Here is a 25,483-nt window from a genome sequence, read left to right on the forward strand (position 1 = left end):
GGTCACACCTGTTCCCATGCCGAACACAGTAGTTAAGCTCTTCAGCGCCGATGGTAGTTGGGCTTAAGCCCCGCGAGAGTAGGACGTCGCTAAGCCGATTTTATAAGCTTTGTGAAGTAATAATATGGTTGATTTCATGATATTGTTCCACAGTAGCTCAGTGGTAGAGCAATCGGCTGTTAACCGATCGGTCGTAGGTTCGAGTCCTACCTGTGGAGCCATTTTGCTTCCATAGCTCAGTGGCAGAGCACTTCCATGGTAAGGAAGGGGTCGTCGGTTCAATCCCGACTGGAAGCTCTCTATTTTCATACTGGCCCGTTGGTCAAGCGGTTAAGACACCGCCCTTTCACGGCGGTAACACGGGTTCGAATCCCGTACGGGTCACCATTATATGTTGGAGGATTAGCTCAGCTGGGAGAGCACCTGCCTTACAAGCAGGGGGTCGCAGGTTCGAGCCCTGCATCCTCCACCATCTTGCCGGCCTAGCTCAATTGGTAGAGCAACTGACTTGTAATCAGTAGGTTGGGGGTTCAAGTCCTCTGGCCGGCACCATTTTAATATGTTGGAGGGATAGCGAAGTTGGCCAAACGCGGCGGACTGTAAATCCGCTCCCATCGGGTTCGTAGGTTCGAGTCCTACTCCCTCCACCATTTTAAATTATATGTTAACTTAGACAGTGAACTTATTCACTGTTATTTTATTGGGCTATAGCCAAGCGGTAAGGCAACGGTTTTTGGTTCCGTCATGCGTTGGTTCGAATCCAGCTAGCCCAGCCATTTAAGAGCCATTAGCTCAGTTGGTAGAGCATCTGACTTTTAATCAGAGGGTCGAAGGTTCGAATCCTTCATGGCTCACTCTTGTTGTGGGGCCTTAGCTCAGCTGGGAGAGCGCCTGCTTTGCACGCAGGAGGTCAGCGGTTCGATCCCGCTAGGCTCCACCATACATATGAGTCAAAAGGGTTGGACGTTACTATAATGTCTGATCCTTTTTTTATAATCAATTATTACCACAGTCGCTTTTGGCTGTGGATTTTTTAAAAATACTGAAGAGTCCTTAACAAAAACCTATACTCATGGTATAGTGAATGTTTGTGAATAGTAAATAAATAAGACTGAGATATAGAGCCTGTCAATGACACCACATACACCACATGTGATGATGGTGAAAAATAAGAGAATAAGCTATAGGAGGCCGACATGAGAAAACAAGGATTTGATCCACAAAAGTACATCGAAGAACAATCAAAATACATCTTAGAACGCGTCCATCAGTTTGATAAGCTGTATTTAGAGTTTGGCGGCAAGCTCATAGGTGATAAACATGCTAAACGTGTCTTACCAGGATTTGATGAAGATGCAAAAATTAAGCTACTACAAAAGTTGAAAGATCAAGCCGAAATTATTATAACGGTGTATTCAGGTGATATTGAACGTAATAAAATTCGTGGCGACTACGGAATTACGTACGAAATGGATGTCTTTCGCCAAATTGACGAACTCCGTGGATTTGGTTTAGAAATTAACAGTGTGGTGATTACACGCTATAATCATGAACATTCAACGGATGTGTTTATTAGCAAGCTAGAAAGACGTGGGATTAAAGTGGCTACCCATGTGGCTATTCCGGGGTATCCTTCGGCGGTTGAGAAAATTGTTAGTGAAGAAGGCTATGGTATGAATCCCTATGTTGAAACAACGAAGCCAATTGTGGTTGTAACGGCTCCAGGACCAAATAGCGGGAAGTTAGCAACGTGTTTAAACCAACTTTATCATGAACATAAGTTAGGTAATCATGCGGGTTATTCTAAATTTGAAACATTCCCGGTCTGGAATGTGCCGCTTAAACACCCACTTAACGTAGCATACGAAGCAGCGACCGTTGATTTAAAAGATGTGAATATGATGGATTACTTCCACTTTGAGGCCTATAACGAAGTCGCCGTAAACTATAACCGTGACCTTGAAATGTTCCCGGTTGTTAAACGAAGTATTGAAAAGATTACCGGTAAAGAATCGATCTATCAATCCCCGACGGATATGGGGGTTAATCGGGTAGGTTTTGGTATTACGGATGATGAGGTCATTAAGGAAGCATCGAGACAAGAAATCATTCGCCGACATTTCCACACAGAATGCGATTATAAAAAGGGCTTACTGGATGAAGAAGTCGTCAATCGAATGAAATTAATTATGGAAGAACTTGAATTAAAAGAAGAAAACCGTGTACCCGTTATACCGGCAAGGGAATACGCAGAGAAATTGAAAACAGCCGATAACAAAGATAAGGCCGCGGTGATGGCTTTTGAATTAAATGACGGCACCGTTATTACTGGCCGAGGTTCTAACCTTATGGATTCTTGTTCGGCGGCTATTTTAAATGCGATTAAACATTTAGCTAATATTGGTGATGAGATTTTCTTATTATCACCGATGATTATTGAAACAATGAAAGATTTAAAAACAGATAAACTGCATAGTAAAGTGACGACACTAAATGCGAATGAAGTATTAATCGCTCTAACGATTGGCGCAGTCACAAATCCAACGGCCCAACTGGCAGTTGATAAATTACATGAATTAACCGGTGTACAAGCACATTCTACCGTCATGTTAAGTAAAGATGATGAACAGATTTTAAAGCGACTCGGTATTGATGTGACAAGTGATCCAATCTATCCATCAGAAAACTTATATTACATGTAATGTTAGGAGACGACTATATATAGTCATACGAATGAAAACAGAGTTACAATCATCTCTTTGGTGATTATAAGTCTGTTTTCTTTGTTTATGAAGCATGTGTGTCATGATTATGAGAGAGGGATGAGAAGTTGTTAAGAAAATAAGGAAAATTGATGGATAATCTCTCAAGCGTTTAGAAGATATGCTATAATGGGTCTATCTGTGATTCTAAATGAAGTGAGTGGTAATCTATGAAAAGAAGGATGTGGCATCATGCTTGGTGAGGGATTTTCGTTATTTAATTTATTGCGTTTTACGGTTGATATTGCCCTTGTCTGGTATGTGTTTTATAAACTCATTATGTTGCTTCGGGGAACGAAGGCAATTCAACTACTAAAAGGTATTTTTGTTGTTTTTATTATCTATTTGATCAGTTATTTCTTGAACTTGCAAACCGTTCAAGTCATGATTGAACAAATTATCGTGTGGGGACCACTGGCGGTCATTATTCTCTTCCAGCCAGAGTTAAGACGGGCACTTGAACAGATTGGTCGAGGTAGCTTCTTTAGTCGTAACCGACGCTCAGAAGAAGAGATCTTCCATGAGTCACTCGATGCGATTATTAAATCAGTCAATTATATGGCTAAACGTCGTATTGGGGCGCTTATTACGATTGAGCGTGAAACAAACATGGGTGACTTTATCCAAACCGGTATCCCTGTGAATGGTCAATTAACCCATCAATTATTAACGAATATTTTTGTGCCAAATACACCGTTACATGACGGTGCTGTCATTATGAAAGGGAATCAAATTATTGCGGCAGCTTGTTACTTGCCGCTATCAGAAAGCCCGTTCATCTCAAAAGAATTAGGCACGAGACACCGGGCGGCAATGGGCATCAGTGAAGTAAGTGATGCACTGACGATTATTGTATCGGAGGAAACAGGGCATGTGTCATTGACAAAAAACGGTGAACTTTACCGTGATATTGATGAAAAACGCCTCATTGATCTATTGTCAAAGGAATTGGCGCCTGAATTAGAGAAAACCTCAACCTTTAAACAATGGAGTTGGAGGGGGAAAAAGAAATGAATGATTGGTTAAATAAACCGTGGGTCATTCGTGTGATTTCACTGTTCTTAGCAATCTTAACATTTTTAGTGATATCATTCGATAATCAAGATACGCGTAATGCAGATGTTGGGAGCTTTGATTCCATTTTTAATAATTCAAGAGAAACGGAAACATTAGATGATGTGCCGGTTAATATTGTGATTGACGACGAGAAATACGTGGTCAGTGGTGTACCAGAGGTCGTCACAATGTCACTGACGGGGACAGTCAGTGTCGTGCAATCGACCGTCACACAACGCAACTTTGATGTCTATGTTGATTTAGAAGGGCTCTCACCCGGCACACATACGGTGCCGATTAAGCATGACGGTGTATCAAGCCGCATTGATGTGAGATTTGAACCGGAAAATATTGAGGTAACGATTGAAGAGCGTGGAAGTGGTACTTATGATGTCTCTGTTGATTATAGTAACCTCGATCAGATGTCAGAAGGGTTTGAAATTGAATCAGCGACAGTCATACCTGAAACGGTTGAAATAACGAGTGCGGAGAGTGTCATTAATCGTATTTCTAGTGTTAAAGCTTTTGTCGATGTAGAAGGTATTGAAGAATCCATGACACTAACTGATGTCCCGGTTCGAATCTATGACAATGAAGGTAACCAAATGAATGCAAGGATTGAACCGAGCACAGTGACGGTTGAATTAGCCGTCATTAATCCAAACAAAGATGTCCCCATTGATGTGACGACTTCTGGTGAGTTACCGGAGGGTGTGCGTCTTGTCGAGACATCTATTCAAACAGATAACGTGACTGTCTTTGCCCCATCAGATCAACTGGCAACTATTGAACGAGTGGAGACAGCGCCGATTGATTTGTCAGAGGTCACAGAAACGACGACACTGGATGTGACCCTCCTTGTCCCAGATAATGCGACAAGTTTAAGTCAAGAGACAATCGAAGTGACGATTGAAGTGGAAGAAGAAACAGAAACGACATTAGATGATGTAGATATCACCATTGATAACGTAACCGATGGATTAAATGCGACATTTGTGAGTCCTGAGAGTGGCAGGGTTGTGGTCACTCTTAGAGGCTTTCCCTCTGACCTTGATGAGGTTAATGTTGATCAACTCGACTTGGCCGTTAATGCGAATAATCTAACCGAAGGTGAATATAACCGCCCGTTAGAGTATAATCAATTAGATAATATCCAAGTAACATTGCCCTTAGAGGATGTTACGATTCGATTAAATTAGGTACATAAATAAAGGAGCGAATTTCTTATGGGAAAATATTTTGGTACAGATGGTGTCAGAGGTGTAGCTAATAAAGGCTTAACACCTGAACTTGCCTACAAATTAGGACGTTTTGGTGGCTTTATCTTGACGAAGGAAACAGAACGTCCGCGCGTGTTAATTGGGAAAGATACACGTATTTCAGGTGATATGCTTGAAAATGCCCTCGTTGCTGGACTGCTTTCTATTGGAGCAGAAGTCATGCGTCTTGGTGTTATTTCTACACCAGGTGTTGCTTACCTGACAAAAGCAATGTCAGCAGAAGCAGGGGTTATGATTTCAGCTTCACATAATCCAGTAGAAGATAATGGGATTAAATTCTTCGGCTCAGATGGTTTTAAACTCACTGATGCACAAGAACTAGAAATTGAAGCTTTAATCGATCAAGATGAAGATACATGTCCTCGTCCAATCGGTAAAGATTTAGGTCAAATCAATGATTACTACGAAGGATCACAAAAATACTTACATTTCTTAAAACAAACCGTCGATCACGATTTTGATGGTATACGCGTCGCCCTAGACTGTGCCCACGGAGCGACATCTTCACTTGCCACGCACTTGTTTGCAGATTTAGATGCGGATGTTTCAACCATTGGGGCGTCTCCAGATGGCTTAAATATTAACGATGGTTACGGGTCGACACATCCCGAGAAACTACAAGCGTTTGTACTTGAAAAAGAAGCGGATATTGGTCTTGCTTTTGACGGAGATGGTGACCGTCTTATCGCCGTAGATGAAAAAGGTCAAATCGTTGATGGTGACCAAATCATGTTTATCTGTGCTAAATACTTTGATAGCATTGGTCAACTTAATGAACATACGGTGGTATCTACTGTGATGAGTAACCTAGGCTTTTATAAAGCTGTTGAAGCAAATGGTATGAAGAGTGATAAAACGGATGTCGGTGACCGTTATGTCATGGAAGAAATGCGTCGTGGGGGTTATAACTTAGGTGGAGAGCAATCAGGGCATATCATTTTCCTTGATCATGTAACAACAGGAGATGGGATGTTATCAGCTCTTCAGCTTGTGAATGTGATGAAAGAAACAGGTAAGCCTTTATCAGAGCTTGCTGCTGAAATGGAGAAGTTTCCACAAGTTCTTAAGAACGTGAAAGTCGTCGATAAGAATCAAGCGCTTGTTGATCCATACATCCAAGAAGCGATTAATAAAGTAGAAAAAGACATGGGTAGTGATGGACGTGTGCTTGTTCGTCCATCAGGAACAGAAGAACTCGTCCGAGTGATGGTTGAAGCGCCAACAATTGAACGTTGTCATGAAGCGGCAGATCCTGTTGTGGCGATCATTGAACAACGTTTAGGATTAAAACCAGAATAATGATAGATACACCCAATTAACTAAAAGATACAAAAGAGTTAAGAGGTTGTGATGCCATATAAAAGCATATAAAGAAAGGGTGTCGCATAACTGCGACACCCTTTTTAAATAGCTTCAGCTTATACAATCAGATAAGCAAGCTAAGTGTTGGCTCAATAATTATTTAAACCATGCTTTAGCGAACTTGTTACCGACAATACCACCAACAACCATGAAAATTAAGAAGATCCAGCCTGATAGTGAGAACTGTGCGATTGGTGTATAAAGTGCCCCAACGTTACACCCGTTAGCAAGACGTGTACCAAAGCCCATCGCCAGGCCACCTAAGGCGAATAAGATAAGTTCACGCTTCGTTAAGTGCATTTCTGACATAAACGTTTGTTTGAATTTATTAGCTGTTAGTAAGAAGAAAATCGTTCCTAACATAATCCCAACGTTTTGTGTATTAACGGGATGACTAAAGAATGGCGCGCTATAATGTTCTGGTGCTCCTGAGGTGAAAGTAGCTAATGCTTCAGGTGAAAAACCAAACAACATTAAGAATTTACCGAACCAGAAACCGTAAGGCGTTGAAGCACCCCATCCTGACTTTGTGACACCCATTAATAAAGCAAATATTAATGTTATGACAACAGCGCCTTGTTTTAATGTCCAAGGACGAACAAACAGACGATGATATGTTTCTGATGAGAAAAGACTATAATCTTTCGTATCAAATGTATTGGGTTGATCTTGTTGCGCTTCGACAAAGTGACCAGAATACGTTTTATTTTGTTTGCGGTAACGCTCATACTTGAAGCTAAGGAACACAACGATACCACAGAAAATCGCCGTCAGCACTAATGCTCCGATAAAACCATTTAAACCATCCCACTTAAAGAGGTCTGGTAAGAAGACGCCACTTTCAAATGTAGCAGAGTTAAACCAAGTTGTTGTAACAAATTCACTGTTACGTTGAATAGGAAAACCTAAGAAGACACCCATACCAAAGAAAATTAACGTAACAAAGGCGCGTGGTAAGGCGGTGACTAAATCCGTGAGCACCCCACTCGCACAACAAGCTGAGAAAGACATACCGAAACCGAACAGAATCGCGCCTGCAATTAACCCTAAGTTAATGGGGTTAATCCAAAGACCGAAGGTCGTTGGATCACCATTTAATAAAAAGGCGGTTGTGACAAGTGTTGAGATAAAGAACATAAACATTAACGTGCGTAATAATTTCGTTGATCCGGTTGTGTAGGCGCGGTTAACACTACCCGCAAATCCAGTGTAGGCACGTGATAGTGCATAACCTAGTCCAAGGCCAACTAACAGACGGAAAAATAACATCTCTGTTTCTAAAAAATTCGCTCCCCATAAAATGACGACGGCTAGAAAAATAAAACCGAACACTGGCTGCATGTGAGATACAGAGGCTGTTTTCACCTGTGTTTTTGACATACTCATAAAACGTTCTCCCCTTTATAAAAAATATAATGTGATGTATTTCACATTTATTATACCCCTATCCCTAACCCTATTTCAACGCCTTGTGAATAAAGTTCATAATTTGTACACTTTTTCACATATAAAGATTGAAAAGTGTTGATTGAATCATGAGCGTAGAGACCTCGTCACTTTAGTTAAGGTTGGTTACTGGTCACGTGTCACTTGAACAGCTAAAGAGACATATGCTAAAGGTACGAAGGATGATGGATATCATAACGGATGAAGAGCTATTTCATTATATTAAAAGAACTACCAGATTATGAAAAATACTATTGAAAAACTTATTAACTTTCGATAAAATAGAGAAGTCGTCTTACGGCACAGTCAAAGATAGAAAGGTGGATAGTAGGAAGAATGATACAGCGCCAGAACTACACGGAAGGTGTAGTTGACGAGGAGGAGGAGTATCGAACGTTTCGGCGGATGCCTCCCGGTTGTCTCTCCAACCGAAAGCTATAAATAAAACAAAAAGGCGACTTTTTGGCTAATATTTATAGTAAGAGTACTAAACTTATAAAAAGAGAAAGGGGTAATAAAAGCCCCTTGGAACAGATATGGCTTTTTATTACCCCTTAATTAGGAGGAAATAAAAGTTATGTGCGGAATCGTTGGTTATATTGGAACAGATAAGACAGTATCGGTGTTATTAGATGGGTTAGAGAAGCTAGAATACAGAGGCTATGACTCAGCAGGGATTGCGACATTAAGCGATGAGCAAGTAAACCTGTTTAAGGTCAAAGGACGTATCCAAGCGTTACGTGATAAAGTAGGGAATCAAGGTGAATCAATGATCGGTATTGGTCATACGCGTTGGGCAACACACGGTGAGCCGTCAGAAGAAAATGCTCACCCTCACCAATCGCAATCAGGTCGATTTACTTTAGTGCACAACGGTGTTATTGAAAACTACTATGAATTACGTGATGAGTATTTAACAGACATCACACTGACAAGTGAAACAGACACAGAGATTATCGTTCAACTAATTGAGAAAAAATACAATGAAACAAATGATGTTTTAAAAGCTTTCACAGAAGTCATGGGTATGTTAAAAGGTTCTTATGCGATTGGTCTACTAGATAAAGAAAATCCAGATCTTATTTATGTATCAAAAAATAAGAGTCCGCTCCTTGTAGGACTAGGTGATGACTTTAATTTAGTCGCGAGTGATGCGATTGCCACATTAAAACAAACAAACACTTATCTAGAAATTGAAGATGGTGAAATTGTCTTAGTTGAAAAAGAACAAGTCCGCATTCAAAAGCTTGACGGGACAGCAGTTGAAAGAGAACCTTTCATCGTTGAAACCGATGCGGCTGATACAGAAAAAGGCACATATGATTACTTCATGATGAAAGAAATCGATGAACAACCATTTGTTATGCGTAAAATCATCCAACAATATCAAGATGAATCAAATAACATTAAAGTAGAACAAGCTGTAAGAGATGAAATGGGGAAAGCTGATCGTATTTACATTATCGCAGCAGGTACTAGCTATAATGCTGGTTTAGTAGGAAAGCAAATTATTGAAAATGTCGCTGGTATTCCTGTTGAAGTACACATTGCGAGTGAATTCTCATATAATATGCCACTACTTTCTGAAAAACCATTGTTTATCTTTATTTCTCAAAGTGGTGAAACAGCGGATTCACGTTCTGTGCTTGTTCAAACACAAGCAATGGGACATCCGTCAATCACGATTACAAACGTACCAGGTTCTACCCTTTCTCGTGAAGCGGACTATACATTACCGCTTTATGCTGGACCAGAAATTGCGGTAGCTTCAACAAAGGCGTATACAGCGCAGATTGCCGTGCTTACGATTTTAGCGGTCGACACAGCAAAAGCAAAAGGTAAGACACTTACCTTTGATCCATTACAAGAATTAGCGATTGTTGCCAATGCTATGGAAACATTGACTGACCAAAAAGAAGTATTTGAACAAATGGCGCTCGATCTATTTAAAGATACACGCAATGCGTTCTATATTGGTCGCGGTGTCGATTACTATGTTGTACAAGAAGCATCACTTAAACTTAAAGAAATCTCTTATATTCAAGCAGAAGGCTTTGCTGGTGGTGAATTAAAACACGGAACGATTGCCTTGATTGAAGAAGGCACACCTGTAATTGCCATTGCGACACAAGAGAATGTTAACTTATCCATCCGTGGTAACGTACAAGAAGTAGCTGCCCGTGGCGCTAACACATGTACCGTAAGTATGGAAGGCTTAGAAAAAGATGAAGATCGTGTGGTTCTTCCACATGTTCATCCATTGTTAACGCCACTTGTAAGTGTTGTACCAATGCAGCTCCTTGCTTACTATGCCGCTGTACAACGTGGTTGTGATGTTGATAAGCCAAGAAACCTTGCTAAGTCAGTTACAGTAGAGTAAGTTATTTCTGAGGTTAGTAGTTAGTGTGGTTTTATAATAAAGATTGATCGTTTAGAACAAAGTTTGATCATTTATAATAAAGATTGATCATTTATAATAAAGTTTGATTAAAATAACCTCTTCAGATATGATATCTGTAAGAGGTTATTTTAATATTAGGAGATGAAATAATGGCAAAAAGAAAGCGAATGTCATCTACTGAAAACAAAATAAAGAAGGGTTAATGGTGAAGGTCAAGGTATAGACTATAAGCCTTGGATTAACATTCAAGATGTTCCCTCTTTAGGGCGTGCTACACGCTTAAAAGGAATAAAGATTCCTAGACAGTTTGAATTTCTGTCAGACTTGGAGCGAAACTACTTTTATTTGTTGGAATATTCAGATAAAGTAATTGATATTAGAGAACAATACCCGTTATTACCGTTAGATGATACGCTTTTGATTGCAAAAGAATTGGGTTTGAAGCATCCGATAGACCCTAAAACAAAGGAACCGATTGTTATGACTACAGACTTTTTAGTCACTATGAATAATGGAACAGCTAACATGCATGTAGCTCGAACGTTGAAGTATAAAGATGAACTAATGACTGAGCGAACGCTAGAAAAGTTTGAAATTGAACGAGTATATTGGGAAAAACGAGAAATAGATTGGGGTATTGTAACGGAAGGTGAAGTGTCTAAAGTGATGGCAACTAACATTGCTTTTGTCCACAGTTACATACGGTTGAATGACATTGAAGGCTTTGATCAATTAACATCTGTAGAGATAGATGAGATGGTTGTCTACTTTGTGCAAAGGTTAATGGCTGAAGATCAATCTGTTAAACAAATTGCTAGAATCTATGAACGGGATTTTGGAATGCCATCAGGTAGTGGTCTAGCCTTGTTCAAACACTTAATTATAACGAAAACGATTAAAATAGATTTATTATCAAAGCTGAACGTTGAAGACATTGTGCAAGTAAAAAGTATTCAACAAGATTTCTCAGAAAAAGTGAGGGCCTTATGATTTATAACAACCAAGTGTACCAATACGTAGACAAAGAAGGTAAAAATCGAATTCGTGTTATCTCAATAGACTCAGCAATATTGTATTACGTTGATTTGCATGGGGGAACTGCTATGCCCAAAAAAGCAACAATAGAAGATATGGAAATAGAAATAGAGAGTAATGTATTAATCCCTATCTCGGATCCATTTTTAAAGAGTTATGCAGAAGAAGATTTAACTGAGAAACAGCTAGAGAGACGTAACCTAAACTGGGAGATAGTATTTAAAGCATGGAGTCAATCAAAAGAGTCTATTTTGAGTAAGAAAAATCGTAAAACTGCTTTTCTTGAGATTGCTGAAGAGCATCAAATTACTGAACTTAAAGTGAAACGACTATTTACGCGTTTCTGGCAACGCGGCTTAAATAAAAATGCTATGTTACCCGATTACATGCATTCTGGTGGCAAAGGGAAAGTTAGAGAGTTGTCTCAGGAGAAAAAAGTAGGACGACCAAGGATTTATGGAGAAGAAGAACAGGGAATCAATATAACAGAAGATGTAAAAAAGCAGTTTAGACATGTGATAAAGAAATATTATAGAAAATCAGAAAAGCTTACGTTAAATGATACTTATCAATATCTGTTAAAAGAATTTTACTCAAATAAATATCATGAAGGAGAATCTGTAAAATATAAGGTTTGGGATAAATCAAAGGTTCCAACCTATAATCAATTTTATTATTGGTACAAAAAAACAGAAGAGCCACAGTTAGATATCCAATTGCGATATAGCAAAAAAGAATATGAGCTCAAACATCGCCCAATACTAAGTCACTCTGCGCTGGAAACTGATGGGCCAGGAACACGATTTCAAGTTGATGCGACGATTGCGGATATTTATCTCGTTAGTTCATTTGATCGCAACCTAATTATTGGGCGCCCTGTTATTTATGGCATTATGGATGTTTATTCGCGTTTGATTACTGGTGTTTATGTTGGGTTAGAGGGTCCCTCTTGGATTGGTGCGATGATGACACTGGATAATATGACAATGGATAAAGTTGAATTTTGTAAGCAGTATGACATTGATATCGATGAATCTGAATGGCCCGCACATCATTTACCAGAAACCATTATTGCTGACAGAGGGGAATTTGAAGGTTATGGTGTTGAACAATTAATTAACAATTTAAACGTTAAAATTGAAAATACTTCTCCTTATCGTGGTGATTTAAAAGGAATTGTAGAGCGTCAATTCAGAACAATTAACGAGAAGATTAAACGTAAAGCACCTGGTGCTATTCAGAAAGAATTCAGGGAACGAGGAGATCGAGATTATCGGTTAGACGCTAGTCTTAACCTTGAAGAATTCACGAAAATTATTATTCATTTAGTCTTGAATCATAATCAGCGAACCATTGAAAAGTATCCATTAGAGAAGGCGATGATTAAGGAGCATTTGACACCTTCTCCGTTAAATCTTTGGAAATGGGGTCTTTCAAACAGGAAGGGTTCTCTTCAAACGGTTCAAAATCGTAGTATTCTAAGGCTTAATTTACTTCCAAAAGGAAAAGCGCGAATTACAAGAGCAGGAATTAAATTTAAAGGATTGTCTTATGGTTCTGATAAAGCACTGAATGACCAATGGTATTTAAAGCGAAAGAGTGAACGTATAGATGTCGTTTATGATCCGAGATCAATGGATAAAATCTATATTCCGTATATTGACGGAAGAGGCTTTGATACGTGTTACCTATTAGAGATGAGTTCTCAATATAGAGGTGAATCATTAGAAGAAATTGAATTCTATCAACAGATGTTGCAGGAGTTAAAACAGGCAGAAAGCCTTAAACAAAGAGAAGAAAGATTAAATACTGATGAAGAAATTGAGTCTATTATCAAAAAAGCTGTCAAACAAAAGAAAGCAAATGCTAATGTATCAGCAACAAAGGGTGAAAAAATCAAAGATATTCGTGTGAATAAAAAAGCAGAAAAAGCGATGAATCGCCAAAAGGAATCTTTTGATTTGAACCAAAACAAAAAGGAGTCGCCTGCTCAAGTAGTTTCAATTGAAAAGGAAAACGAGGAGGTTGAACAATCAAAAACGTCTTCAAGCTTAATGGAAAAACTTCGCAAGAAACGAGATGAGGAATTTGGAAAAGATCAATGATTTAGTTCTAAAGGGTACATTTAAAACCGCAACGTATGAACAACAAGTTTTGTCAGAATATAATAACAATCCTTTTATAGAAGCTCTCCCTTCGATATTTAACGAAGACGATGTCTTAGAACGCTTTATGGTGACCCCGAGAATTAGTGAGACTGATAAAAAGAGCGAGTCTAATATTCGATATCACATTTTGAAAAGAGTAAGAAATTTTATTCAACCTTTACCTATTCACTTTGAAGTTGAACGCCGGTTATCAACTTTAATTAGAAGAGGCTATCTTGCTAGGAATCCTTTAGATAAAACTTTTTTAGAAAGAATTCGCGTATTACATGCATTAAGAGAAGAACAAGAACTGGCTCATAAACACATTGAGGATCGCTTGAATTATATTCGTTCAACAGCAGACAGTTTATCAATTATCGGTATTTCAGGGATTGGAAAAACAACGGCTATTGAGAGGCTCTTACTTATGTATCCACAAGTTATTAAACACGAAACATACGCAGGTCAACCATTTAATCGAACGCAAATTGTTTGGTTGAAAATTGATTGTCCCTATGATGGTAGTTTATCAACCTTATGTAAAAGTTTTTTTAAAGCTATTGATGATTTATTAGGTACCCGTTACTTAGAAAAGTATGGCTATTTGAATCGTGTAACATCGACGATGTTATTACACATGACTTCTTTAGCAACCATGTTTGGTATTGGAGTTTTGGTGATAGATGAAATCCAGCATTTGCTACACTCTAAAAATGATCAAGAAGAAATGTTGAATTTCTTTGTGACATTATCAAATACAGTAGGCATACCAACTGTGTTAATTGGGACATCTAAGGCTCAACAATTGTTTAAGGGGAATTTTAGGCAGGCAAGAAGAGCATCAAGTGACGGAGCGGTCATATGGGATAGAATGGCTGAAGAAAGTGAAGAGTGGGAGTTCTTTTTAGAAACGTTATGGAAGCTACAGTGTCTAAAGACGCCAACTACGCTTACTAATGAACTGAAAGTAGCATTCTATAGAGAGTGTCAAGGAATCACAGCCGTTGCGATTAACTTATTCATATTAGCTCAAGAACGGGTTCTATTTGACGAGGGAAATCCCGAAGAGATTCTAACACCACGTGTGTTAAAGAAAACGGCAGAAGAGGATATGCAGACACTACAGCCAATGTTAAATGCCATTCGTAATAATAATTTAGCAGATATGATGAAATACGAAGATATCATGATTAATCTTGATGAGGTTATGTTAAATCACAAGAGAGATACTGAAATAAGCGGTCGTATTAAAGAAGCGTTTAAAGAACGACAAAACACGATTGATTTAAAACGAAAAGACATTATTGAAAGCTTATCAATTGAAGTAGCTGCACTCGGTATATTTGAACATTTAAGCAGTCAAGATATTAAAACACTTTCGACAAAAGTTGTAGAGACGTACCCTATAGATGTAGATGTCTCAAAGTTAAAGTCTGAAGTTATCCAGAAAGCAATTAAATTAAATGAAGATAAGAACAGTCAAAAAGAAACAGCTAAACTAAAAAATATAGAAACGTTACCTTTGTTAAAGCTAAGGAATCAGGCGTTAAATAAAAAAGTACATCCATATGATTATTTAAAAGACAGGGGTTACATTAAAACGCCAATTGAAGAGTTCTATTAGGGGGTTAAAAACTTGTTGCCTTTCTTTACTGAACCTTATCCAGATGAATTAGTTTATTCAATGATTGCACGCTACCATTTTTATAGTGGGAATATTGATTGCAAAGATACTTTAGAAGAAGTATTTCAAAATCGTTCTGCTATCCCTAGCGTGGAAATTGGTAGCCACTTTGATGCTTTAGCTCATCAAATGGGGAGTGCCTATTCTGCTGAATATTTACTGGCTAAACATACGGTATATCCTTACTATGCGCCTTTTTTATCAGAAAAACGTCAAGGCGAAATTCTTCAAGATGTGAAAGGCGATGGTAAAGGACTTTACACACGGTTAGGGATAATCGCTGGTAGTATATGCAGAAGGAAAGGCTTATATTATTGTCCGTGTTGCGCTAAAAATGATATAGAAAAATATGGTGAGCCTTATATTCATAGAGAACATCATTTACAAGGCATTGATTTATGCCCTCATCATGGCAATCACTTAAGAAAATATCCTGTTGTCCTTAATACACGAAGTCGAATTGAATTTGTTCGTTTTGAATCAAATAAAATGGATTTGCATTCCATTGGTGATAATAGTGAAGAACAACAGTTAAGGATAGCTAAAATGGCTTATCAGCTTTTGATTAGTAAAATAGCTTTATCATCGCGTGAGCAAACGTCAAGTAGGTACCGAGCGTTGCTTAGAGAGAGGAATTATATCACATCGGCAAACCGCGTACGACAAACAGATCTCTATCAGGACTTTAATAGGGTATATTCACAAAAAACACTTAAAAAATATCAGTCTATTTTAATTGAGAGCGATGAATACAGCTGGCTAAAAGTACTGACCCGTAATATCGAACGCCACGTTCATCCATTGCGGCACTTATTGTTTATGGATTTTTTAAATGTAGATTATGAGGCTTTATTGAATAAAAACCGAGATAATGGTCCTTTTGGTGAAGGACCGTGGCCGTGCTTAAATAAAACAGCTTCTCATTATAAGAAATTGGTTATTAATAAAGTTCTTGTTTCTAGAGACTCTAAGTCTGGTTTGCCAATAGGCACCTTTATATGCGGATGTGAATTTGTATATTCAAGAAAAGGACCTGACAAAATAATGAATGATATATACGATATCGGCCGAATTAAACGCTTAGGAAGTGTTTGGATGGCCGAACTAAACACATTGGCGAAAGAAGGCTATAGTTTAAGAGGAATGGCGAAAAATTTAGGTGTTGATGCCAAAACAATAAAGAAGTATTTAAATCAACAAATTGAGGCACAAAATGAACCTAAGGCTACTGATACGTTGACTGTCCAGCGGTATCGCAATCAATTAATAGAAGGGATAAAAGCCTATCCTAATCAATCAAGGACCGGAATAAGAAACTTATTTCCTAGTGTTTACATGTATTTATATCGGCATGATCGCGACTTTCTATTTTATCATCTACCAACAAGACGTAAAGGGTTTGTGAAGGGGAATAATGTAAATTGGGAGATTCGAGATAACAACTATTACAACGCTATATTTAACCTTAATAATGAGCTGAGAAAGATGGAAAAGCTATTACGTATAACACGTTCCCTTGTTGGAAAAAGATTAGGCATATTAACGAATTTAGAGAAACATATTGATAAACTGCCCAAAACAAAGATATTACTTGAAGCAGTAACTGAATCGAATCAAGAATTCCAGATTCGGCGTTGTTGTCGTATTATTGATGAGCATATAAATCAATTTAATGAGGTTGCCTTATGGAAGGTGCAACGAATAGGTGCGGTAAGATCGAGTCATTTTGCGGTAATTAGACCTGTACTTGAAGAGTATATCTCACAAAAGAGAAAGGAGACAAAACATGAAGAAACATCATATTAAAATCTCTTGGCCATTTCCAGACAACGAAGATGCCCAGTTGATTTGGATAAGTACCCCTTTTAGATACAATAATAAAATGATGATTCATGCCTATTTTAGCCTGAAGGGTGAAACAAAGAAGATTCGCCTTGATTGGGGTAGTTTACCTTTTTTAGCTATACAACATTATTATCAAAATGGAGTTTTATCGGCTAGTAAGCCAACAAAGGATTTGAAGGATATAGAAATAACAATTAATCCTAGTACGGTACATTATTATGAAAGAGAATGGGCTATACAAGGCTCACCAGATATAGATATTTCACAAAGTTACAATTTTACTTTTCAAAACCAAAAAATTGTACTCCCACTCATTGAAGTTATTCGAAGTGTTTTAGCACCAAATGTATTCCTTTTATACCGTCTGTTTGAATCCAATTCATTTCCTCAGTATTTCACAGAAAGTGCAGATGCAGATATGTTTCATCTTGATTTTTCATCGCAATACGAATTGACATATACCCGCCCAGAATATTTATATCAGTTGTTATGGCTATTAACTAATCAAGATGTACGTCAAGTCTATGAAAATATAGCTTTTGCTTGGATTCAGACCAACTCAATAAAGTTTGATTGGGATTTTAAACAACCGATTACGATTACTGCGCGTGTTAAAGAGAACCGTGGTTATTTAACAATTCTTCAAATATTAAAAGTGAAAAATAAACAAATACCATATCAGCGAGTATCAATCTCACATCCTGAATTACAGTTAAGAGAAAAGTCAAATCAACCCAAAAAATACACATTTCATCGCCTTTCTTCAAGTAATAAAGATGATGCGCTCTTACTTGATCAACAAGTTGATGGATCTCACCAAGGCATGGAACTTGTTCAGATGAATCAACAAAAGCATGAATACATAACGATACCAACTATAAAAAAGCTTAAGAGGCATACGACAAAAGAACGAAATCAAATAGATGAGAATACAAAGAAATACTATGGAAACACGGATAATATTCGTTCAACGGCAGATGTTGGTGGTTCTAGGTTGACTAGAGGTTTAGAGCACCAAATGCTGCAGGACATTCAAGTTCAGGGAGATTTAAAAGACTTTATCAATTTATTAAAGGTTCTTGAGTCCAATCAAGAGGTGCTGTCTATTCGTGTAGCAGTAAAAGAGTTACCACAGGGAGTTGGTAAGCGGAAGTTTGCCAAGCTGAATGATGGGATTACGGATAGGAAATGCATCATTGCGAATGTGAAAATGAAGGGTGGTCAATTATATCAAGTAATTGAGGTAGACCGCGAAAATAAATCTTTATCTACAATAATTTTATCGTCATACAAAAAGCAAAACTGGGAAGAAATACACTATCAATTACTACGTAATCTTGTTCTCAATAGTGGTTCGTGGACAAGTCAATCGTTAAATAGGTTGAATAACAAGGGGATAAGTGTTATGAAGTCTAAACACAGCAAAAAAGGAATAAGGCATCGAGCAATGTTAATGCTTGAGAAATTAACTTGATTACTTAAGTGAAATGAATCACCTAAAGAATAGATAAATTTACCTTTTCACCACTTAAGTTAGAAAAGGAATGTTATAATTGGTGGTATTAATGGTTGATTATATAAAATAACATATTAGTGTTACATAAATATCGTTGCACTATTCTTAAATACGGCTCTTTAATATTCGTTTTAAGATGAATGAGAATATGTAAACATTAAGTGATTAATACTTCGTATATTTGGTCATGTACCGTTTTGACCCAAAAAGTGTTCAAAAGTACTTGACGGTGACAATATTAAAACTAGTGATTAAAGGGAGTGGGGATTTATGTATTTACATAGTTTGAAATTATGGAATTGGAGAAAATTTGCGGAGAAAGATAATAATGAAGCTGGTATTGAGGTTGAATTTAAAGAAGGATTAAATATTCTAGTTGGAGAGAATGATTCAGGTAAAACAGCTATTATAGATGCTATTAAGATGGTGCTGGGTACAAATAGTAATGATATAAATTGGATTACAGAACAAGACTTCTATGAAGGGAGTACATTATTGAAGATAGAGTGTGTATTTCGAGATATGAGTGAAGAGGAAGAAACATTTTTCTATGAGTGGTTGACCATACAATCTCAAAATTCAGAATTGCGCATCGTTTTAGAAGCGGAAATTTATGAAGATATTAATAAACAAAAGAAAATTAAAAGGAATGTTAGAGCTGGTACAGAAGGTTTAGAAATGGTAATGGATGATTCAGTTCGTCATTTGTTAGCGGTGACATATTTAAAACCATTAAGAGATGCAACTATAGAAATGGGTTCAGGGAATAGATCTAGAATTGCTCAAATTATTAAAAATTTAAAAGAATTTTCTGAGGATAGTTTACAAAAGAAGGAAGTTGTAGATAGTTTCACAAGTGCTTTTGATGAATTAAAAGAAGTTTTGAATGATCCGGTCTTAAGTAAAATAGGTGCTACTATAGATGAATTTTTTGAAGGGAATAATAAGAAAACTCCCGAAATCAGAAATAAAGAAATGAGTTTTCAAGAAATTTTGAGAAAGTTAGAGTTGAATATAGGAGAAAAAGGTATAGGGTTAGGAAGTTCTAATCTATTATTTATGGCTGCTGAACTTTTACTGTTGAGTGAAACGGAGATTGGTCCTAAGATTGCTTTAATTGAAGAAATAGAAGCTCATATCCATCCACAGGCACAATTACGTGTTATAAAGCATTTTGAGAAAGATGTAGAAGAAACTAACATCCAATATATTTTCACATCACATAGTCCAATTTTAGCGGCTTCAGTTTCTTTAGAAAATATAACCTTTATATATAACGGTCAAGCTTTTCCGATGAAAAAGGGCCATACTAAGTTGCATAATAGTGATTATGATTTTTTAGAGAGATTTTTAGATGCAACAAAAGCTAATTTATTTTTTGCTAGAGGTGTCATTTTTGTAGAGGGAGATGCAGAAAATTTATTATTGCCTGCAATTGCTGATGTTATAAATCGCCCATTATATAAGTATGGTGTTTCAATAATAAATGTGGGAAGTTTAGCCTTTAAAAGGTATTCATCTATTTTCATAAGAAATAACGAAGGAAAGAAAATGAATTTTCCTGTATCTATAATAACAGATTTGGATCTAAAGCCTATTGAATTCTTCAAAGGAGAAATCTGTTATTTTAAAATTAATTCGGAACATAATCAACAAATTGCTGAATTATATGAAGCTCAAGAAGTTTCGTTAGAACTTGAACAAAATATTTATATTCAAATTTCAAATTTAATTTCAAAATCAAAAACTTTGTATGGAAAAGGAGTAGAAGAAAAATATTATGGACAAAGAAAAAAAGATAAATTTAAAGAAATCAGCGATAAAATAATTGAGATAGTCCAACCAATAGATTCATTTTTTGAAGAGAAAAAAGATAAGGAAAGAAAAAAAGTGGAAGATAAATTCTATCATAATGTGGAAAGAACAAAAGTATTTATCTCACAGCCTTGGACTTTAGAACATTCGATAGCAAGTAGTGATCTAATGGAAGATTTTGAAGATATTTTATTAGAGACGCATTATTCAGAAACAGTAAATAGAGAATCCGTAAAAGATAAGTGGAAAAGTGAAGATACTGAGGGAGAAAGAGCAGTTTCAGTATATTCTTTTTTATTAGATAAAAAGATTTCTAAAGCAATTGTTGCACAAAAATATGCTAATTATCTTTTACATAATAAAGAAGCAGTAAGTAAAACAATATTAGAAGATGCGTCATTAAAACATTTGGTTAATGCTATCAAACATGTTACAGGGGGAGAAAATAGTGGTGTTTAGTAAGGAGGAATATAATTTAGTCGAAGATATTTTGCTAAATGGTAATCATTTTAATAGACAACAAAGAGCCTTTATCGAACTATTTGAATCAAAAATAATTATAGCTAGTCCTGGGGCAGGGAAAACTACATCGTTAGCGGCAAAAATAATATTGTTATTAAGATATTTATATGAAAATGGTAGTAGAGATGGTGTATGTATCATCACGCATACAAATGTTGCAGTTAATGAGATAAATACAGCACTTCAAAAAGCTGGAATTAAGAGTGTTTCTCACCCACACTTTATAGGGACTATTCATGAGTTTTTTAATCGTTTTTGTGTGACGCCGTATTTCAAGAAAGAATATGGCCATAATGCACTCGTTTTTGGTGGACCAGAAAATAACGATAAACAATTTTATAAACGATATATAGGAATAAAAAAATCATGGATAAAGCAAGAAAAATTCAGAGGATTTCATAAAAGCATTGTTAATAAAATTTATAATAATCCAATTTTTTATAATGAGAAATCAGAAAAAATAGATATGATAAATAGAGATAATTGGGCCAAATTTGAAAAGTATAAGCAAGACATGATAGAGGCTAAACTCTCTCGTAAAATGAGAGGTTTTTTACAATATGATGATACCTTTTTATTTTCTAAATTATTTTTAAATGATTTGAAATTCAAGAGTGTTATAAGAAATAGATTTAAGTATGTTTTTATTGATGAATTTCAAGATACGACTGTAGAGGGAATAATATTATTAAAAGAAATTTTTAATGACCCAAAGAATGTCATACAAATGGTGGGAGACCCTTATCAAACTATCATGTATGAACAACCTATGCCAACGCTTCAAGAAAATCAACTTTATCGAATGAATTTATCAAATCGCTTTGGAAATGCAGTTGCTTTGCCTTTAAATCAAATTATGCCTGAGGCAAATATTCAAGTGAAAGAAGGAAAAGAATCTTTCAAACCAATTATTTTAGTATATCAAGAGGAACAATCAATATACCCTGCATACAAAAATATATTAGATGAATACGAAAGAGAAAATTCTATATTCAAAGAATGTGATAAGGCTGACAAAGTTTTAATTAGAAATAAAGGTTGGGCTTCTAGAGTAAAAGAAGGAGTAACTTACTCGAAGAAAAAGACTAATAAACGAATTTCTAAAAATGTTCAATTAAAAAACTTAATAATCGATTTTATATGTGGCGAAATTATAGATGAACAAATGCAACCGCAAGACTTAAAAGAATGGGTTATAAATCATCCGAAAATTCATGAAATGAACAATATATTATTAAATATATTAAAGTGTAATTTAAATGATGATAGAAAAAAGCAAATTAGAGATATAATTAATTGTTTATTGACTGAGAAAAATCAAGAAACAATCAATGTGAATAATTCATTGTTTCGAGAATGCGAGAGTATTTTACATTCAAATGAATATATTGAAGAGAATACTTCAAAAGATATTAATGATATATTCACCATCCATTCAGTTAAAGGAGAAACTTTAAGATCCGCTCTTATAGTGAATTTTGATAAGGGCCCTCTGGTTGATATATTACTTCACCAATATGGTATTTTAGATGAAATTAATTATAAGTATACAGATAGGAATTTATTGTATGTAGCACTAAGCCGAGTTACGTGCTTGTTTGTATTTGCCATTCATGAAGATGAATTAACAGATGAAGCAAGAGAGAGACTAAGTATTCATTGGATTGTGAGAGGAATTAATTAGTTATGGATTATCGTTGAGAGGTGAAATATGAATCTTTATAAAAAGCATAATTATAAAAATGTAACTGAAGAAGACTGGTTAGAGTATGAAAAAATAAGAGAATCTGAATATATATTTCCCACATCTACAGGGATTAAAGGTAAGTTAGGGAAGAATAAGTTTCGCAATTATCCTAAATCACTTAGGCATTATAATAGTTTATTTCCTAATAATTATTTGGATATTTCAGAATTACAAAAAGAAATTGAAATTTATCAAACAATAGAATACTTCGAAAAACTATTAAACTCTAGCCCTAATGAACAACATATATTAAATTTTATTAACAAAAATGAAAATTATTTTATTATAGCTTCTATATTTAAACACTATAATTTTGGCCATCAGGGAGCATACTTATTTAAAGAATTTCCACTGAATACGCAATATAGAGTAGATTATTTACTAGTGGGTAAAGGGTCGGGTGGTTATGAATTTATATTTATTGAATTAGAACATCCTTCTAAAAATCCTTTTAAAAATAATGGTACAGAATTAAGTCAGTATTATCAAAATGGTATTAATCAAGTTAAGAGTTGGGAAAGATTTTTAAATCAACAATTTTCTAGTTTAAAACCTCAATTTAATGAGGCTAAAAAAAATAATGAACCCCTTCCTGCTGATTTTATTAATAATGATGGTACTCGTAGACATTACGTTGTAATTTCTGGAAGGAGAGAGCATTATGAACAAAACTCTGACTATTCATACGCTATTAGAAGATATGAAGAAAAAAGTTCTCAAATAAAATTACTTCATTATGATAATTTAGTTGATTTATCAAAAGAATTAATTGGTAAAAACACTTACTAATATTAAGAGGGGAATTAATTTTTGTGAGATTGACTTATGTAGTTAATACTTATAACATGGATTATCGGATTGTGTAAAGAGAAAGTTCTAAACAATCCTTAGCTACTGGGGGGCACCGCTATAAATATTAAAGTATAACGATTGATTAATGAATAAAATCATGAAAGACCTTGATTTTACAGTATTCTCAAATTAAACTCGTTATAAACGCCGGGAACTTAGGTTATAATTTAAAAGTTTGAGGGAGGTAATATTTTGAACAATTTTATGAGTTACATAAATTATCAGCTAATTTTAGAATATGCAAAGAATAATGATCAGCGAGAATACTATTTACAAAGAAGACTTATTGAACCATTTATAAAATCCATTGTCCCAGAATTGTATATAGAAGATATTTCGGTGATTAGACAAAGTGCTAACACAAACAGACACAATCGTACAAAGTATTGTGGATTAAATAATGAAGAAAAAAACACACCACCTGACTTATTAATTGTAAAGGAATGGAACTATTACAATGTGGAAAATAAATTGGATTATAGAGGAGTCATCGAAGTTAAAAGCCCATTTTCTAAGCAAGATTATTATTATGAAATTACAGATAAAAACAAGGATGAAAGACTTTATCCCTACGAATTTAAAGAGTACGATGAACTCATTAAAAGTAAAATATCTTGGTATTTGACGGCAACTGAGAATGATCGTGTGATATTAACAGATGGATTACAATGGGACTTTTTTGAAAAAAATAACATTGATTTGAACTGTAATGAACTTATGCCAATAAAAAGGTTTAAGTTAGTAAGTTTAATAAACGAAGAAAAAACAGATAGTAAATTAAATACCAGTGGTGAAAAGATGAAAAAAATAAAAACAACGTGGGAATGGTTTGAAGATGATAGAGTATATAATGAATTAGTTAAATATATCTTCAATTTTTTAGAGAATAAAATCTTTAAAAAAGCTTATGAAATAAATTGATTCTTTGTTCATTGGAGAGTTAGATATAAAGTTATTGGAATTGATCATTTAATACTTGGGATAATTTAGCTTAATGTGGAAAATGAAAAAAGAAATATAGATGTTGAAGGCATAGTAGATAACGTATATGATTTACCGATAGCCAAGGACATTGATATTGTATTATTAGATTCAATGTTATACTTTTATAAAAATGCTTTGGATAAAGAGACAGCATTTGTAAATGAAATACTTACTGAACTTAGAGAAGGCGGAGTTGTCGTGAATTGTATTTTAAGAGGAGATTCACGGGAAAGGACTTTGAAAAAAATTATTAAAGATTCTCCGTTTGAACGGGAAATATTAACTGATGTTTATACGGAGTACAGTGAAGCTAATGCTGAATTTCATCTACGTGCTATTAAAAAAGGAAAAGATATTGGAATAGCTAGTTAAGTTATACCAGCTAATAGTAGAAAGTGACTATTCCAGACTTAGACACGTTTGTTGCAGATAAACAATATTAATTGATCAAACTTTATTATAAAGAATGCACAGTACTTCATAAATAATTAGTCCGTGTTGATCAATCTTTATTCAAAACGGGAGTTTTTCATTTAACGTCAAATGTTGGGTTGCTTGGTGTTTTTGATCAAACTATATTCCAAAGCTACACTTAGTTGATCGTTTAGATCAAACTTTGATCATTTATAATAAAGTTTGATTAGAATAACCTCTTCAGATACTATATCTGTAAGAGGTTATTTTGTTGTGAGTAGGAAGGTATAATTAAGGTAATCAATGGATGGGTTTAGTTGAACCCCTATCTCACAGTCGATGTCAAAACTAATTTCTCCGTTTTAATATCAGTAATCACGGGAAAAATAAGCGTATAGTAGATAAAATAGGAGGGGTCGTGTGCTATTGTTTAAACGTTCAAGTGTTATAATGCTTTTACTTGCTGTATATGGCATAATTGAAATGTAGTTTACGGCAGTTAATTCATGTTGGTCAAATCCGGCCCAAAAATATACAAAAAACCACTTGCCAACACTCAAAAATAACTTTAAACTCCTCGTTAGACCAATAACGTTTGACAGGAGGATATTTAGG

16 protein-coding genes, 9 tRNA genes and 1 rRNA gene are annotated in these 25,483 nt (G+C 35.5%); 25 read left to right on the forward strand and 1 reads right to left on the reverse strand.

Annotation, left to right across the window (positions count from 1 at the left end):
• From rrf to glmM, 14 genes are all read left to right on the forward strand, one after another.
• Positions 1 to 95, forward strand: a 5S ribosomal RNA gene (gene rrf / locus BM390_RS13555); the annotation flags it as partial.
• A gap of 51 nt (positions 96 to 146) precedes the next feature.
• Positions 147 to 221, forward strand: a tRNA-Asn gene (locus BM390_RS13560).
• 4 nt (positions 222 to 225) lie between these two features.
• Positions 226 to 297 (forward strand) — tRNA-Thr (locus BM390_RS13565).
• A 15-nt stretch (positions 298 to 312) separates the two neighbouring features.
• A tRNA-Glu gene (locus BM390_RS13570) sits at positions 313 to 387 on the forward strand.
• Positions 388 to 396: 9 nt separating this feature from the next.
• Positions 397 to 472, forward strand: a tRNA-Val gene (locus BM390_RS13575).
• A gap of 4 nt (positions 473 to 476) precedes the next feature.
• Positions 477 to 552 (forward strand) — tRNA-Thr (locus BM390_RS13580).
• A 12-nt stretch (positions 553 to 564) separates the two neighbouring features.
• Positions 565 to 650: transfer RNA gene (locus BM390_RS13585), tRNA-Tyr, on the forward strand.
• Between the two features lie 51 nt (positions 651 to 701).
• Positions 702 to 776: transfer RNA gene (locus BM390_RS13590), tRNA-Gln, on the forward strand.
• A 5-nt stretch (positions 777 to 781) separates the two neighbouring features.
• Positions 782 to 854 (forward strand) — tRNA-Lys (locus tag BM390_RS13595).
• A 10-nt stretch (positions 855 to 864) separates the two neighbouring features.
• Positions 865 to 940, forward strand: a tRNA-Ala gene (locus tag BM390_RS13600).
• A gap of 256 nt (positions 941 to 1,196) precedes the next feature.
• Positions 1,197 to 2,702 carry a DUF1846 domain-containing protein gene (locus BM390_RS13605; RefSeq protein WP_062323131.1) on the forward strand — a complete coding sequence of 502 codons (1,506 nt, stop codon included), beginning with the start codon at positions 1,197 to 1,199 and terminating at the stop codon, positions 2,700 to 2,702.
• Between the two features lie 252 nt (positions 2,703 to 2,954).
• Complete coding sequence (gene cdaA / locus BM390_RS13610) at positions 2,955 to 3,776, forward strand: diadenylate cyclase CdaA (RefSeq protein ID WP_062323133.1); 822 nt, start codon at positions 2,955 to 2,957, stop codon at positions 3,774 to 3,776.
• Positions 3,773 to 5,017, forward strand: coding sequence for a CdaR family protein (locus BM390_RS13615; protein ID WP_062323135.1), 1,245 nt, complete (start codon positions 3,773 to 3,775; stop codon positions 5,015 to 5,017). Before cdaA ends, BM390_RS13615 begins: the two co-directional genes overlap by 4 nt.
• 27 nt (positions 5,018 to 5,044) lie before the next feature.
• Positions 5,045 to 6,397 (forward strand): phosphoglucosamine mutase, encoded by a 1,353-nt coding sequence (glmM, locus tag BM390_RS13620; RefSeq protein WP_062323137.1) that lies wholly within the window; start codon positions 5,045 to 5,047, stop codon positions 6,395 to 6,397.
• Between the two features lie 159 nt (positions 6,398 to 6,556).
• Here glmM and BM390_RS13625 read toward each other — a convergent pair whose 3' ends face one another.
• Positions 6,557 to 7,846: a YeeE/YedE family protein gene (locus BM390_RS13625; protein WP_231631556.1), complete on the reverse strand. Its 1,290-nt coding sequence runs from the start codon at positions 7,844 to 7,846 to the stop codon at positions 6,557 to 6,559.
• A gap of 637 nt (positions 7,847 to 8,483) precedes the next feature.
• On the opposite strand from BM390_RS13625, the gene glmS reads away from it, so the two are divergent.
• The 11 genes from glmS (at position 8,484) to BM390_RS13680 (ending at position 24,826) form a co-directional block, all read left to right on the forward strand.
• The gene (gene glmS, locus BM390_RS13630; RefSeq protein WP_062323139.1) at positions 8,484 to 10,286 is read left to right on the forward strand and encodes a glutamine--fructose-6-phosphate transaminase (isomerizing); all 1,803 of its coding nucleotides are present in this window, start codon (positions 8,484 to 8,486) and stop codon (positions 10,284 to 10,286) included.
• Between the two features lie 366 nt (positions 10,287 to 10,652).
• Entirely contained in the window at positions 10,653 to 11,297 is a 645-nt protein-coding gene (locus tag BM390_RS13635; RefSeq protein ID WP_256212449.1) for a TnsA endonuclease N-terminal domain-containing protein, read from the forward strand.
• Complete coding sequence (locus tag BM390_RS13640; RefSeq protein WP_089855463.1) at positions 11,294 to 13,447, forward strand: TnsB C-terminal domain-containing protein; 2,154 nt, start codon at positions 11,294 to 11,296, stop codon at positions 13,445 to 13,447. The genes BM390_RS13635 and BM390_RS13640 overlap by 4 nt, the downstream gene beginning before the upstream one ends.
• Positions 13,422 to 15,113 (forward strand): ATP-binding protein, encoded by a 1,692-nt coding sequence (locus tag BM390_RS13645; RefSeq protein ID WP_062323140.1) that lies wholly within the window; start codon positions 13,422 to 13,424, stop codon positions 15,111 to 15,113. The genes BM390_RS13640 and BM390_RS13645 overlap by 26 nt, the downstream gene beginning before the upstream one ends.
• Positions 15,114 to 15,125: 12 nt before the next feature.
• Entirely contained in the window at positions 15,126 to 16,979 is a 1,854-nt protein-coding gene (locus BM390_RS13650) for a TnsD family Tn7-like transposition protein (protein ID WP_089855466.1), read from the forward strand.
• Positions 16,960 to 18,492 carry a Tn7-like element transposition protein TnsE gene (locus BM390_RS13655; protein ID WP_062323143.1) on the forward strand — a complete coding sequence of 511 codons (1,533 nt, stop codon included), beginning with the start codon at positions 16,960 to 16,962 and terminating at the stop codon, positions 18,490 to 18,492. Before BM390_RS13650 ends, BM390_RS13655 begins: the two co-directional genes overlap by 20 nt.
• Positions 18,493 to 18,804: 312 nt before the next feature.
• On the forward strand, positions 18,805 to 20,808 hold the full coding sequence (locus tag BM390_RS13660; RefSeq protein WP_089855469.1) for an ATP-dependent nuclease: 2,004 nt from the start codon (positions 18,805 to 18,807) through the stop codon (positions 20,806 to 20,808).
• Complete coding sequence (locus tag BM390_RS13665) at positions 20,798 to 22,555, forward strand: UvrD-helicase domain-containing protein (RefSeq protein ID WP_062323151.1); 1,758 nt, start codon at positions 20,798 to 20,800, stop codon at positions 22,553 to 22,555. Before BM390_RS13660 ends, BM390_RS13665 begins: the two co-directional genes overlap by 11 nt.
• A 27-nt stretch (positions 22,556 to 22,582) precedes the next feature.
• Positions 22,583 to 23,407, forward strand: coding sequence for a Shedu anti-phage system protein SduA domain-containing protein (locus tag BM390_RS13670; RefSeq protein WP_062323153.1), 825 nt, complete (start codon positions 22,583 to 22,585; stop codon positions 23,405 to 23,407).
• 255 nt (positions 23,408 to 23,662) lie between these two features.
• Positions 23,663 to 24,391, forward strand: coding sequence for a hypothetical protein (locus tag BM390_RS13675; RefSeq protein WP_062323155.1), 729 nt, complete (start codon positions 23,663 to 23,665; stop codon positions 24,389 to 24,391).
• A 75-nt stretch (positions 24,392 to 24,466) separates the two neighbouring features.
• Positions 24,467 to 24,826 (forward strand): hypothetical protein, encoded by a 360-nt coding sequence (locus BM390_RS13680; protein ID WP_089855472.1) that lies wholly within the window; start codon positions 24,467 to 24,469, stop codon positions 24,824 to 24,826.
• Positions 24,827 to 25,483: the final 657 nt, after the last annotated feature.

The organism is Halolactibacillus miurensis (genome assembly GCF_900116255.1).
In the GTDB taxonomy this organism is placed as follows: domain Bacteria; phylum Bacillota; class Bacilli; order Bacillales; family Amphibacillaceae; genus Halolactibacillus; species Halolactibacillus miurensis.